The following is a 12,006-nucleotide window of genomic DNA, read 5'->3' as shown; positions in this document are numbered from 1 at the left end:
GAACACTCACGACCTCGAGTCACGCTTGAGCTTGCGCCAGCCGCCTGCCCGGTTGTTGGCGATGATCTGCCGGAACATCGCCAGGAGCGCGGGCTTGTTGATCGGCTCGCCCTCGCGGAACGAGACGGTCCGGGCGGTCTTGTTGTCGTGCCCGGCCGTGATGATGCCCTCGGGATCGGGCACGATCGCGCCGTCGTAGAGGAAGACGTTGACGTGCGTCTTGGCCGCGAGCAGGGCGCAGACGTTGCCCTGGAGCACGAAGTACGGCTGGACCGTGCGTTTGATGGTCTCCTCGACCTCGGGATCCGCGGCGTGCACGAGGTCGCGGACCTCGTGGCAGATCTCCTGCTGCCACTCGGGCAGCTTGCCGATGTAGTCGTCGACGCGCGAGTCGGTCACGTAGCTCATGGCTGGTTCCCCCTTCAGTTCCAGAGACCGATGACAGTAGCGATCACCAGCAGTTTCACCAGCCAGTCGCCCGCGTGGATGGCGGCGAGCCGCCACGGCGCGTCGTCCCAGACCACCGATCCGGTCAGGATCAGTGCCGGGAACCCGACCCAGAGGCCGAGCCCCAGCAGCACCGCGGTCCCCAGCGAGCCGCTCCCGAGCAGCGCGGCGAACACCGCGGCCAGCACGAGCGTGCGGACCACCTCGGTGCCGATCTTCCACGGCACCGGCTTCGCCTGTTCGGCCGGATCCGCGCCGAGCAGGCGGGCCCGCGCGGCACCGAACACCATGTACCAGGTCGAACTCACCACGAAGGCCACCACGGTCGCCACCCCGACCGCCAGGAAGTTCACGTTGCTCACTTGCTTCTCCTCTCGCTTCTGGAGGGGTGTAGAAGCAGGCGGCGGCTTTTCGACATGTCTTCAGCGCGAATTCGCGTTCGCTTCCCAGCCGCGGCCGATCCCGCGCAGCAGCGCCGGGTAAACGCCCAGGTAGCGGAAGGGTTTGATGCCCATCATGTACACCCGGCCGAGCACCCCGTTCGGCTTCACGAGCACGGCCATCTGCCCGCGGTGGCCGTCGCCGTCCGGCACCCAGCCGATGTGCATCAGCGCGTGGACTGTCCGGTTGCGGATCTCGGCGACCCACTCGTCGTGGGTCTGGTAGACGGAGGTGAAGGGCACGGCCTGAAGATCCGGCCCTCTGGTTTCGGCCAGGTCCTCCGGCAGCCGTTCCCGCAGTGACGGCATCAGCTCGGCGGCGTCCTTCTTGTCCCAGCCCAGCACCTTCCCGAGCTGCCAGCGGATCGCGAAGAGCGCCTTCGGCACCGGCGAGCTGATCGGCCCGCCGGTGCCGCTCGCGAACTGGTCCACCAGCCGCGCGAGGTCGTCGGGGCCGCCGGGCGTCGGCATCGCCCAGACGTCTTCGAGGCGGAAGTCGGCGGCGATCTCGTGAATCCGCCACGGGCGTGAAGTGTGTTCGGTGCTGGCGAGTCTCATGCCGTGCCCCTTATCTATACGATGGCGTATACATCGAGGCTAGCACCTATCTATACGGTGGCGTATAGATGAGAGGGATCACATGGGCATCACCCGCACCCCGCGCGGCAAGTGGATCGAGGAAGGCCTCCGCGCCCTCGCCGCAGGCGGCCCCGAAGCCGTCCGCATCGAGCCACTCGCGCAGGCGCTCGGCGTGAGCAAGGGCGGCTTCTACGGCTTCTTCCGCAACCGCGACGCCTTGCTCGCCGAGATGCTCGACGCCTGGGAGCGCGCGGTCACCGAGGAGATCATCGAGCAGGTCGAGAGCGGCGGCGGCGACGCCAGGTCCAAATTGGAGCGCCTCTTCCGCATCGCCTCGTCGGCGGACGGCCCGTTGACGGGAACCACCGCCGACTTGGCGATCCGCGACTGGGCCCGCCGCGACGACGCGGTCGCCGAGCGCCTCCGCCACGCCGACAACGCCCGGATGGACTACCTGCGCTCGCTGTTCGGGGAGTTCTGCGAGGACGAGGAAGACGTCGAGGTGCGTGCGCTGCTCGCGTTCTCGCTGCGCATCGGGAACCACTTCATCGCGGCCGACCACGGCGGCCGGAGCCGCCGCGACGTCATGCGCCTGACAAGTAAGTGGTTGCTGCGCTAGCGCGTCGATACCCTCCTTGGGGTGACCAGCTATTTCGCATCAGCCCGCAAGGTTCGCGATACAGGTTTGCCACAGCGCGACCGGGTGCTGGCGCTGCGGGAATGTGTGCTGCGTTTCGCGCCGTACGGTTTCCGCGCCACGTGGCACCATCTCGTCGTCGGCGAGCCGTCCTTGGTGCGCATGCTGGAGGAACTGGAGCAGGCCCGGCTGGTGTGGCTGGCTTCTGAGGAAGACTTCATCGCGCGGCGCCGTCGGGAAAAGGCGGCCGGTCACCGGATTCCAAGCCACGCTGACCGATGGCGAACCAGGATGCTCGCCTACTGTCCCGTTTTCGACAAGCATCCCACCGCGCGGTTGGCGGTGGTGGTCCAGCGCGTGATCGCCGCGCACGAGTCCGGCGCGAGCCGATCGACGCTCTGCTTCGCCTGCGGGCGGACCCCGGCCTCGGACGTCCCGTGTCCCGAGTGCGGAGTGGATCCGCTCGGACTGGGCGCGCGCCGTGCCGTGGCGCGGCCGGACGACGCCCATCGATGGCGCGAAGTGTGGTTGCGGGGCAAAGAAAATACGTAGTGTGGGGGTAGTCGTCAGGAAGGTATGGGGGCCATGGGCAAGGTTTGGTTGATCACGGGCGCTTCGTCCGGTTTCGGGCGGTCCATCGCGGAGGCGGCGCTCGCCGCGGGCGACCATGTCGTGGCCAGCGCGCGGCGGCTGGAGGCGCTGGCCGATCTGGTGTCCGCGCATCCGGACCGGGTGCTGCCGCTCGAACTCGACGTGACCGACTCCGCGCGCATCCCCACCGCGGTGGCGGAGGCCGCTGGCTGGCGGGGCGGGATCGACGTGCTGGTGAACAACGCGGGATACGCGCTGGTCGGCGCGGTCGAGGAGAACACCGACGCCGAGCTGCGCGGCATGCTGGAGGTGATGTTCTTCGGCGCGGCCGCGATGACCCGCGCGGTGCTGCCACATATGCGCGGTCAAGGTTCCGGGGCGATTGTGCAGATCAGCAGCCTGGGCGGGCACTGTCGTTCGCGGGCTACTCCGCCTACTCGGCGGCGAAGTTCGCGCTCGAAGGCTTGTCCGAGGCGCTGGCCGACGAGGTGAAACCGTTCGGCATCAAGGTGTTGATCGTCGAGCCGGGCAACTTCCGCACCAATCTGCAGAACGGATTCGCGGTCTCCAAGCCGATCCCGGCCTACCAGGACACGGTCGGCGCGACCGTCCGCAATGCCGCGGCCTCGGACGGCACCCAGGCAGGCGACCCCGCCAAGGCCGCCGCGGCGATCATCACCGCACTCGACGCCGAGGAAACCCCGCTGCGGCTCCCGCTCGGCAACGACGCGGTCGACCTGCTCCTCGCCCATTCCGACCGCTTCCGCGCCGACGTCGCGACCTGGGAAAAGGTGAGCCGCGGCACCGATTTCGACTGACGTGGACCCGTCGCTTTACGCGGGCAGCGCCGCCTACTACACGCGGGGCCGTGTCGCCTACCCCGCAGCCCTCGCCGACGCGCTGGCGGCCGAACTGGACCTAGACGGTTCCGGTCGCCTGCTCGACGTGGGCTGCGGCCCCGGGTCCCTGACACTGCTGCTGGCGGGCCACTTCGAGCAAGCGATCGGGATCGACGCCGACGCCGGCATGCTCGCCGAAGCGGCCCGCGCGGCCGTCCCCAACTGCCGCTGGCTGCACCTGCGTGCCGAGCAACTGCCCGCCGGCCTCGGTGAGTTCAGGCTGGTCACGTTCGCGCAGTCGTTCCACTGGCTCGACCGCCCCCGTGTCGCCGCGAAGGTGCGCGGAATGCTCGAGCCCGGCGGAGCCTGCGTGCACATCCACGCCACCACGCACCAAGGCATCGACGAAGGCGCCGGGCCGTCGTACGCGGCGATCGCCGACCTGGTCCGCGCCTACCTCGGCCCGGTACGCCGCGCGGGCCAAGGCACCCTGCCGAACGGCACGCTCGGAGGCGAGACCGAGATCTATCGGGCGGCGGGTTTCACGGGCCCTCAACGGATCCGGGTGCCGGGCCGGGTGGTCGTCCGCGAGCCCGACGACATCGTCGCCTCGGTCTTCTCGCTGTCCAGTTCGGCGCCGCATTTGTTCGGCGACCGCCTGGCTTCGTTCGAGGCCGACTTGCGGAAGTTATTGGGAGGTCGTGTTTTTTCCGAGCGGACGCACGACGTCAGCGTCGACGTCTGGCGCCTTTGACGGCTTTTTCGGTGCGGCAGCGCACAAACGCGGCTCACCCATGTCCAGCCCGATCGCCCACGACGGCGGGCTTTCGACTTCCTCTCGCTCCATGACGGGCTCCTCTCCCTCGTGCCCGGTACACGCACGAGGGGGAGGAGCGGTTGCCATTCATCACCAGAGTGTGTAGGCGGCAGGCCATTCACGGGGATGCGACGCCATAGTCGCGCAGGCCTCTCGCGCCACCTCGTCCGGACGGCGCCCACTCCACGGTATGTGGAGGTAGGCGGCGCGACCTCCGAGGGTGAAATGAATCAGGAGCCGCTCGGGATCTCGATGGTCATTGCTCACCCAGCCCAGCTCGACGCCTTGCGAGCGCAGCCGCTCCCGGTCGACCCCGGTCTTGATGAGCCGCCCGGCCGTCCGCTCGGGCGTTTCCCACGCATGATCGGCGGTCATCCGCGCGAGTTCGGCGTCATACTGCTCGGCCGCGAACGACACGATCCGGTCCATCGGCTTCTCGACCAGCCACTCCCAGTGCACCCGGCCGTCCTCGCGGGTGATCGCCACATCGGTGACGCCGCAGCCGTAGTTGCCGCAAGTGCATCGGGCGATCGGGACGGTACCTTCGGTCGCCAGCCGGTTGACCGGGATGAGAACGTCGAACGGATCCATCCCGAGCCCCGCGCCTTCGGCGGTCATCTCGACGTCATTGACGTAGACCTCCACCTGGAAGTCACCCACGTCAGTCGGCGTCACGGCCAGCCGGATGGTGTCGGTCATGGGCATCATCATCGGTGATCGCCCCCGGCGCCGCACCCCAATTCGGAGTGGGCGTGCGGCCGGGGGTCGTGAGTGTTCCGGCCGGTTCTAACCGGTCTAAACACTCACGACCCCAGTCGGTGGCGCTCACTGGGCCGTGAAGTCCCAGCGCGAGGCGCCGTATGGCGCGGCCGTCGCCACCCCGAAGGCGGTGTGGAGGGTGAGCCGGTACAGGTGCCACGGCGCCGGTCCCGCGCTCGGCGCGCTGTACGGAGCCGTGAAAGCGTCGCCCTCGACGGAAGCGGGCCAGCCGCCGGACCGGTAGACGGCCGCGATCTGCTCCAAAGTGGACGGATCGGTGACCCGGTGCGCGTCGCCCTCCAGCACGAGGTCGATGCCGCGCAGGCGGACCGAGACCGCGCACGCGGGGTTCGCGGCCAGGTTGCGGGCGCGGCGGGTGCCGGGGCCGCTCACGAAGTACAGCGCGTTGTCCACCCAGATGGCGCCGACGCCCGCCGAATGCGGGCGGCCGTCCGGGCGGACGGTCGAGACGAAGAACGTCAGGTCGGTCTCGGGCGTGTCGGCGACGAGGACGTCGCGAGGGCGGCTCCAGTCCAGCGCGGCTGACCCGGAGTGGTCGAGGTTGGTGGTCGAGGTCGGCTCGTTCACAGTGTTTGTCATACTCCTGCGTCGAACGGGACGGCGCCGGGTCGACACATCGAGTCGACGAAATTCCGATAAGTCTCGAAGGCGGGTTTGCGGCGGTAGGTGTCGGTCACGAGGCCGAGCGAGCCGGTGGGCTCGGACGACGCGCTGTCGGCGTCGCGGAGGCTGAACAGCTCGTAGTGGGTGATGTTCAGCGATTCCCGGTCGGCGACGATCGCGCCGAGCATGGCGCTCAGTGAGTCGTGAGGTGTTCCGTTCTCGGCGATGTGAATGGGCGTCGTGGCTGGAATCCCGGCCGCCGGTAGCGACTGTTCGCGCAGGTGGTGGAGCGCGTGCGTGGTCATCGGCGCGACGGCTTCCGGCGGGACGGGTGAGAAGGCGTCCGGGTACAGCGCCAGGCCGACATAGTCGACGTGTGCCGCGAAATCCGGCAAGCCGCCCAGATGCTGCCAGAAGTCGCCGTCGCCGCCCAGCCATTCCGGCGGCTCGGCGACGGAGAAGCCGACCCGGACGTCCTCCAGGCCACGTCGGTTCAGCGTGGCGCGGGCGTGCGGGATGCCTTGCGTCAGCGCTTCCCGGACTCCGGGGGAGCTGCCGTCGATGAACGGGATCGGGAAGTTGGGCTCCAGCGTCACCTGGAGGTAGCGCGTCAGGTGGCCGTAGCGGTCGATGACGGCGTCGAGAAACGCCAGCCAGCCCGGCATGTCCGCGGTCTGGGGGAGATAGCTGACCACGAGGTCCAGCTCGCGACGCCCTGCGGCGTACCAGTCATCGGGCATGGTGAGGTGCTCGAGTTCGTCTTCGGCGCCGAGTGACGCGATGACGTCCGGCGAAGCCGAGTCGCCGAAGAAATGCACGTACTCGCGGATGACGAACGGGTGGCCACCCGAAAGCTCGTCGACGAGCGAGCCGATCGCGGCGGTGTCAGGCGGGTGCGAGCAGACGGTGCCCGCGCGCCCGCCGGGGTAGATGCCGAACTTCATGGTGCGGTCCCTTCCGGCCAGTCGATGTCGTGGGTGCGGATGCGCGAAGCCAGAGTCTCGATCCAGGCGATCTCGGCGGCCAGAACGGCGCGCCAGTAGGTGACCTCGAGCATGTGTACCTCGGACACGCCGTCGGGAAGTCCTTGCAGCGCGGCGAGTTCCTGGCCGAGACGGTCGGCGCGGGCGTCCAAAATGGACAACACGTCGTCGGGTGACAGCGCGCCAGCGTAGGCGACGGCCATGACGAAGTCGGTCGACGCCGGTAAAGCCTCGCGCAGCCCCGCTTCGATCTTCGTGCGGAAGTCCGCCATGCCGGTCTCGGTCAACTCGTAGACCGTGCGCGGTGGGCGTCTGCCGACGCGCTCCGGGGTGCGCGAGGTGACCAAGTCGGCTCTCTCCAAGGCTTTCAGGAGCGAGGTGACCGTGCTTCGCGTGGCAGGCAGATGCGTGTACCGCTCGCTCAGCCGGGTCGTGAGGTCGTAGGCGTGCGACGGCTGCTCGACGAGAAGTCCGAGCAGGGGCAGCACGAGGCTGTTGCGTGACGCGTCCAACGGCATGAAGCCAGCCTATAGACGTATACGCCTAAGCGCAAACATCGACTACTGTCGGCCTTCGGCTTGACGAAGGGGGAGGCATGCGCGTCAAGGTGACGGTCGTCGTGGTGCTCGTGGTCTTGGCACTCGCCGGCGGCCTGGTGAGCTGCCTGGTCTTCGGGCCGGATTTGCTGGTCGGGCCGGTGGCGGGCTTGACCCCGGCCGAGCAGCTCAAGGCGCGCAACGATGGCCGTTCCACGCTGCTGCAGGGGTTCGCCGGGCTGCTCGCGCTCAGCGGTGTGGCACTCGGCGCGATGATGACCTTGCGTCAGGTGCGCGCCAACCGCGAGGGGCACACGATCGACCTGTTCACCAAGGCCATCGACCAGCTCGCCAGCGACAAGGTGTCGGTCAGGCACGGCGGCGTCTACGCGCTGGAACTCCTGGCCGACCTCGACCCCGGCTATCAGGGCCACGCGCACGCGCTGCTCACCGCGTTCGTCCGCCAGCAGCTTCCGTGGCCGCCGCTCGGTCCGGAACCGGACCGGAGCCGCTTCCACGGCGGCCTCCCCGACGACATCGGTGCCGTGCTGGCCGTGCTGAAACGTGGATCAGTGATTGGCGAAGGGGCGTCGTCCGAGCTCGAACGGGTGGACCTGCGCGGCGCCGACCTCGACGGTTTGGACATTCCCCGCGTCTGCTTCGCCTACTCCAATCTCGACGGCGCGAGCCTGGTCGGCGCGAAACTCGGTGGTGCGACGCTGCTCGACGTCACGCTTCGTGGCGCGGACCTGCGTTCAGCCGATCTCACCGGCGCGAATCTCGAAGGCGCGGATCTCAGCGGTGTCATCACCGACGAGGCGACCGTCTGGCCACACGGGTTCACTCCTCCTGGCTGATCACACGCGGTAGAAGTCGTCCCACCAACGCTTTCCCGCGGCGGCGAAGTCCTCAAGGGACAGTGGCGTGCCGTCGGCGTACGTCACGGCGAGTGTTTCGAACTCGACGATTCCTTCGATGCAGTACGGCGTGTAGCCGCCTTGCTCGCTGTCGAGCCCGGCTTCGTTGAACCAGTGCAGCGAGTGCGAACCCGGCCCGGCTGACGGCCGGACATCGAAGCTCACATTCGGCGGCCAGTCATCGGGCACGTCGGGCAAGTCGAAGAATTCCCAGCCGTACATCGACTTGGGCAGCGTGATCGACGCGAAGAACGCCTCGATGGCGGCGAAGCCGTCCAAGGGAATCGGCGGGCCGTAGCCCTCGCCGATGATCTCTCGGCGCAGCAGCACCCGGACCCTGGACACCCCGGACATGATCAGCTCGCGGCGGGCGTCCGGGGTTTCGGGGAGCGCCAAGACCTCGAGCAGCAGGGCGACGCCGCCGTCCGGGCGCGGGCGCAACCCGAGCACGGTCGCCTCGTTCAGCGCGACGTTCAGCAGCTCATCCACGGTCCCATGATCGCCCGGCGGGCATGCCCACGCATCAGCTTTTTTACGAAGAGCGCGTCTCAGGTCGTGAGTGTTGCGGCCGGTTGATCAAGCCTGCCGCTCGGCGGGTGCCGCAGGGGTGGGGGTGAACGTTGTGAACGCCCCGTTCACAACGTCCACCCTCACGACGGGCCCGACCTTCGCGAAATCCGAGTTTGGGCCAGTGGATGGCCCAAACTCGGATTTCGCGCGCTGACGCGTCGATTGACAACGCAAGCCAAGTCTCAACTAACGGCATTGGGCTAGAACCGGTCGCAACACTCACGACCCCTGCGTACGCCGAGGCGTCCGGCCGCGAATCCCGGTACGTTCGGGTCGAGACTTGGGGGTTTCGATGGTCATCCGTATCCGGGGCTACGCCTTACCGCACGGCGAGTACGTCGACCTTTACGCCGACGGCGATCGCTGGACCACCGACCCGGTCCCGAACGCCGAGCTGGTCGCCGAGGGCTGGCTGCTGCCCGGGCTCGTCGACGCCCACACTCACCCCGGCGCCGCGGAGCCCGGCGATCCGCTCGACGAGGACCTGCTCCGCGATGACCTCCGGCTGCACGTCGACGCCGGGGTCACCCTCATCCGATCGCCCGGACTCGCCGGTCAGCCGCCGGAGTGGTTCGGGACGGACCCGGAACTCCCGCGCGCTTCGCACGCCGGGCCGTGGCTCGCGCAGCGCGGGCAGTTCTTCGACGGCTGGGGCAACCGCGTCGAGCACGCCGACCTGCCGGGAGTGGCCGCCGCGCAGGCGAAGCGCAGCGGCTGGGCCAAGATCATCGCCGACTGGCGGCTCGACGACGAGGCCGTGCCCGTCGACGTGCTGACGGCCGTCGCCGAGGCCGTGCACGGGGTCGGCGGGCGGGTCGCCGTGCACACCCAGCATGCCGCGGGCAGCACGGCCGCGGTGCGGGCCGGTGTCGATTCCGTCGAGCACGGGATGTGGCTCGACCAGGACCTTCTGCCCGACATGGCAGCCAAAGGCATCGCGCTGACGCCGACGCTGTCGGGGTTCCAGGACATGGTGACTGGGCTGGGCGACCGGCCGGACGGTCCCGCCAAGGACTGGCTGCTCGGCGGGACCGAGGCGCACGGGCCGCTGGTCGCGGCCGCCGCCGAGGCCAGGGTGCTGGTGCTCGCCGGCACCGATTCCCGGCCGCATGGGCAGGTCGCCACCGAGGTGCGCGCGCTGGCGGCCGCGGGGATGCGGCCGCATGACGCGCTGGGGGCGGCTTCGTGGTCGGCGCGCGAGTACCTCGGGCTCAAGGGGCTTGAACCCGGGGCGCCCGCCGATGCCGTCGTCTACGCGCGAGACCCGCGCACCGACCTGGGGTTGCTGGCCGAACCGCTGGCGGTGATCCTGCGCGGGCGCCGGGTCCGGCCGTCCGTCACGGGATGACGCGGTTGCGCAGGTTGTGGTCGTACGGGCCTTCGCCGTGCACGCCGAGCTCGCCTGCCACGTCGAAGCTGTAGAACGGGTGCGAGGTGAAGTAGCTGTTCAGGTCCGAGCCGCCGAAACAGATCACGTCGGCGCCGCCACCGGATCGGGGACCGTTGCACAACGTCAGCGTCGGATACCGGAACGCGTCGAGCGGGCGCAGGCCCGCGCCGCCGGGGCCGGGGAACGGAAGACGGCCGATGAGGCCGCCGGGGTCGCCCGGCTGGTTCGACTCGACCGACTGACGCCTGCCGTCGGAGAACAGGACGCCCTGGATGTTGCGGTCGGGCGGCTCGGTCTCCAGCACCGTGCCAGCCACGAGCGCGCCGAGGCTGAAGCCGACGATGTAGACCTTCGTGTCGAGGTCGCAGTTGTAGGTGACGTACAGGTTGTAGAGCGCGGTTCTGAGGTTGGCGACGCCCGCGTCGACGTCGGCGTACAGGTTGATGTCGGCCTGGCTGTTGGGGTACGGGATGCGCACCGGATCGGCGCCGTCCGGTGCGAAGTTCCGGTCGAGCAGCTTGAACGCGCCGCCGTCCTGATAGCCGGGCACCACGAACATGACCGGTCCGCATGGCCGTTTCGCGGGGGCGGCTTGCGCCTGTCCGACGGGCACACAGGCGACCGCCAACGCGATCGCCAGCAGCCAGCGGCCGAAGCTCTTCCTCACGTCATTCTCCTTTCAACGCCGGGAGTCGATCATCGCGAGATGATCACGTGCGACGACAGGCTCCGAACCGGCCATTTGTGGCCGGTGCCTGGTCAGGACCGGTCTTCACCACGCAAAACAGCACCGTGTAGGTGACGCATCCGCGCGCCGGGCTCCACGCCCAGGTCCTTGGCGAGCCGGTCGCGCAGCCGGGTGTAGACGGCCAGCGCCTCGGCGCGGCGGCCGCTCGTGGCGAGCGCGTGCATCAGGAGCGCGGCCACCGGCTCACTGTGCGGGTGCGCCGTCGCCGACGCGCTGATGTCGTCGATCGCCTCCGCGTGCCTGCCGAGCCGGAGTTGCCACTCCGCCTTCCGGAGCGACAGCGAGAGTCTGCGTTCGGTCAGCCGCAGCCGCTCCAGTTCCGCGAACGGGCCGGGCAGGCCCGCCAGCGGCTCGCCGTCGAACAGGCCGATCGCGCGGGCCAGCGCGCCGACCGCGGCTTCGAGGTCTCCCGCTCGGTGGGACGCTTCGGCCTCGGCCGCGAGTGCGTCCAGCTGGAAAGTGTCGACCCGGACGCCTTCGCTGCGGAAACGGTAGCCGGACCGGTCGCGCACGATCATCGAGTCGGACCGGTCGTCGCCGCGGCGCAGGCTCTGCCGCAGCCGGTAGATGTACACCGGCACCACGTTCCCGACCGGCGCGTCGAGGCCCCACACGCTTTCGAGCAGTTCGCGCTGGCTGACCGTCCGGTCCGGCCGCAGCACCAGCGCGGCGAGCAGCGCCTGCTGCCGGACCGGGCCGAGGTCGAGTGGTTTCGCGTCGTTCCAGGCGCGCGGCGGGCCCAGCACCGAGATCCGGAAGCTGCCCGGGACGACCGGTTTGGGGCCGGGCGTGACGATGCCGTGGTCGAACGCGTAGACGATGGCGGCCGCGCGGTCGCGCAGCCCGAGCTTGGCGAAGAGCCTGCCGATCGAGTGCGCGACCGCGGTGTCGGAGGTGGCGAGCGCGGCGGCGATCTCGGTGTCGTTGAGGCCGCGGCCGATGCCGCGGAGCACCGCGCGCTCGGCCTGGGTGACCGCGGGCGCGCGGTCGTCGAGTGTTGTCGTCGGCATGACGAGTCCCCCCTTGTCGGCTGAGCACCGATCGTGGCGTCCGGGCTCCTGACCAGGCCAGGTCAGTAACCGGCCAGAGATGGCCGGTCGCGGGCGGCCAGCGGAAACGCCTCGTGTCA

The 12,006-nt window shown here is 69.4% G+C and carries 15 protein-coding genes and 1 pseudogene; 6 read left to right on the top strand and 10 right to left on the bottom strand.

The features are described from left to right. Positions 1-6: 6 nt before the first annotated feature. From BLV57_RS20860 to BLV57_RS20850, 3 genes are read right to left on the bottom strand one after another with little or no spacing between them, the layout of a single operon-like run. A complete protein-coding gene (locus BLV57_RS20860) occupies positions 7-408 on the bottom strand; it encodes a DUF1801 domain-containing protein (protein ID WP_091291232.1) in 402 nt (133 codons plus the stop codon). Between the two features lie 14 nt (positions 409-422). After that, on the bottom strand, positions 423-809 hold the full coding sequence (locus tag BLV57_RS20855; protein WP_245757434.1) for a DUF1761 domain-containing protein: 387 nt from the start codon (positions 807-809) through the stop codon (positions 423-425). Between the two features lie 60 nt (positions 810-869). Beyond that, on the bottom strand, positions 870-1,445 hold the full coding sequence (locus BLV57_RS20850; protein ID WP_091291231.1) for a DUF2867 domain-containing protein: 576 nt from the start codon (positions 1,443-1,445) through the stop codon (positions 870-872). An 82-nt stretch (positions 1,446-1,527) separates the two neighbouring features. Between BLV57_RS20850 and BLV57_RS20845 the strand changes: the two genes are divergently transcribed. The 4 genes and pseudogenes from BLV57_RS20845 to BLV57_RS20830 all read left to right on the top strand — a co-directional run bounded on the left by BLV57_RS20845 (position 1,528) and on the right by BLV57_RS20830 (position 4,287). Continuing rightward, the gene (locus BLV57_RS20845; RefSeq protein WP_091291229.1) at positions 1,528-2,085 is read left to right on the top strand and encodes a TetR/AcrR family transcriptional regulator; all 558 of its coding nucleotides are present in this window, start codon (positions 1,528-1,530) and stop codon (positions 2,083-2,085) included. A gap of 21 nt (positions 2,086-2,106) precedes the next feature. After that, on the top strand, positions 2,107-2,655 hold the full coding sequence (locus BLV57_RS20840) for a hypothetical protein (protein WP_143047109.1): 549 nt from the start codon (positions 2,107-2,109) through the stop codon (positions 2,653-2,655). A gap of 24 nt (positions 2,656-2,679) precedes the next feature. Further along, positions 2,680-3,512, top strand: a pseudogene (locus BLV57_RS20835) (oxidoreductase). A gap of 1 nt (position 3,513) precedes the next feature. Beyond that, positions 3,514-4,287: a class I SAM-dependent methyltransferase gene (locus tag BLV57_RS20830; RefSeq protein ID WP_245757433.1), complete on the top strand. Its 774-nt coding sequence runs from the start codon at positions 3,514-3,516 to the stop codon at positions 4,285-4,287. 153 nt (positions 4,288-4,440) lie between these two features. On the opposite strand, the gene BLV57_RS20825 is transcribed toward BLV57_RS20830, so the two are convergent. The 4 genes from BLV57_RS20825 to BLV57_RS20810 all read right to left on the bottom strand — a co-directional run bounded on the left by BLV57_RS20825 (position 4,441) and on the right by BLV57_RS20810 (position 7,234). Beyond that, positions 4,441-5,049: a hypothetical protein gene (locus tag BLV57_RS20825; RefSeq protein WP_091291224.1), complete on the bottom strand. Its 609-nt coding sequence runs from the start codon at positions 5,047-5,049 to the stop codon at positions 4,441-4,443. 126 nt (positions 5,050-5,175) lie between these two features. Then, positions 5,176-5,709, bottom strand: a complete 534-nt coding sequence (locus BLV57_RS20820) for a pyridoxamine 5'-phosphate oxidase family protein (protein ID WP_425426015.1) — start codon at positions 5,707-5,709, stop codon at positions 5,176-5,178. Beyond that, complete coding sequence (locus BLV57_RS20815; RefSeq protein WP_091291221.1) at positions 5,706-6,677, bottom strand: hypothetical protein; 972 nt, start codon at positions 6,675-6,677, stop codon at positions 5,706-5,708. The genes BLV57_RS20820 and BLV57_RS20815 overlap by 4 nt, the downstream gene beginning before the upstream one ends. Next, on the bottom strand, positions 6,674-7,234 hold the full coding sequence (locus tag BLV57_RS20810) for a PadR family transcriptional regulator (protein ID WP_091291219.1): 561 nt from the start codon (positions 7,232-7,234) through the stop codon (positions 6,674-6,676). Before BLV57_RS20810 ends, BLV57_RS20815 begins: the two co-directional genes overlap by 4 nt. 77 nt (positions 7,235-7,311) lie before the next feature. On the opposite strand from BLV57_RS20810, the gene BLV57_RS20805 reads away from it, so the two are divergent. Further along, complete coding sequence (locus tag BLV57_RS20805) at positions 7,312-8,109, top strand: pentapeptide repeat-containing protein (RefSeq protein WP_091291217.1); 798 nt, start codon at positions 7,312-7,314, stop codon at positions 8,107-8,109. Here the strand turns inward: BLV57_RS20805 and BLV57_RS20800 are convergent, their stop codons facing one another. After that, the gene (locus tag BLV57_RS20800) at positions 8,110-8,658 is read right to left on the bottom strand and encodes a hypothetical protein (RefSeq protein ID WP_091291215.1); all 549 of its coding nucleotides are present in this window, start codon (positions 8,656-8,658) and stop codon (positions 8,110-8,112) included. It lies immediately after the preceding gene. 373 nt (positions 8,659-9,031) lie between these two features. On the opposite strand from BLV57_RS20800, the gene BLV57_RS20795 reads away from it, so the two are divergent. Then, entirely contained in the window at positions 9,032-10,087 is a 1,056-nt protein-coding gene (locus tag BLV57_RS20795) for an amidohydrolase family protein (protein ID WP_091291213.1), read from the top strand. On the opposite strand, the gene BLV57_RS20790 is transcribed toward BLV57_RS20795, so the two are convergent. Beyond that, positions 10,077-10,796: a hypothetical protein gene (locus BLV57_RS20790; RefSeq protein WP_245757432.1), complete on the bottom strand. Its 720-nt coding sequence runs from the start codon at positions 10,794-10,796 to the stop codon at positions 10,077-10,079. The two genes, BLV57_RS20795 and BLV57_RS20790, sit on opposite strands and share 11 nt — an antisense overlap. Positions 10,797-10,888: 92 nt before the next feature. After that, positions 10,889-11,887 carry an AfsR/SARP family transcriptional regulator gene (locus BLV57_RS20785; RefSeq protein ID WP_091291211.1) on the bottom strand — a complete coding sequence of 333 codons (999 nt, stop codon included), beginning with the start codon at positions 11,885-11,887 and terminating at the stop codon, positions 10,889-10,891. Positions 11,888-12,006: the final 119 nt, after the last annotated feature.

Origin of the sequence: Amycolatopsis xylanica, assembly GCF_900107045.1 — a bacterium.
GTDB lineage: Bacteria > Actinomycetota > Actinomycetes > Mycobacteriales > Pseudonocardiaceae > Amycolatopsis > Amycolatopsis xylanica.
This window is presented reverse-complemented; position numbering and strand designations above follow the sequence as displayed.

Coding starts and splice junctions, on each gene's coding strand:
- BLV57_RS20860 (WP_091291232.1), bottom strand. CDS start 408: ATGAGCTACGTGACCGACTCGCGCGTCGACGACTACATCGGCAAGCTG.
- BLV57_RS20850 (WP_091291231.1), bottom strand. CDS start 1,445: ATGAGACTCGCCAGCACCGAACACACTTCACGCCCGTGGCGGATTCAC.
- BLV57_RS20845 (WP_091291229.1), top strand. CDS start 1,528: ATGGGCATCACCCGCACCCCGCGCGGCAAGTGGATCGAGGAAGGCCTC.
- BLV57_RS20825 (WP_091291224.1), bottom strand. CDS start 5,049: ATGACCGACACCATCCGGCTGGCCGTGACGCCGACTGACGTGGGTGAC.
- BLV57_RS20820 (WP_425426015.1), bottom strand. CDS start 5,709: ATGACAAACACTGTGAACGAGCCGACCTCGACCACCAACCTCGACCAC.
- BLV57_RS20815 (WP_091291221.1), bottom strand. CDS start 6,677: ATGAAGTTCGGCATCTACCCCGGCGGGCGCGCGGGCACCGTCTGCTCG.
- BLV57_RS20810 (WP_091291219.1), bottom strand. CDS start 7,234: ATGCCGTTGGACGCGTCACGCAACAGCCTCGTGCTGCCCCTGCTCGGA.
- BLV57_RS20805 (WP_091291217.1), top strand. CDS start 7,312: ATGCGCGTCAAGGTGACGGTCGTCGTGGTGCTCGTGGTCTTGGCACTC.
- BLV57_RS20795 (WP_091291213.1), top strand. CDS start 9,032: ATGGTCATCCGTATCCGGGGCTACGCCTTACCGCACGGCGAGTACGTC.
- BLV57_RS20785 (WP_091291211.1), bottom strand. CDS start 11,887: ATGCCGACGACAACACTCGACGACCGCGCGCCCGCGGTCACCCAGGCC.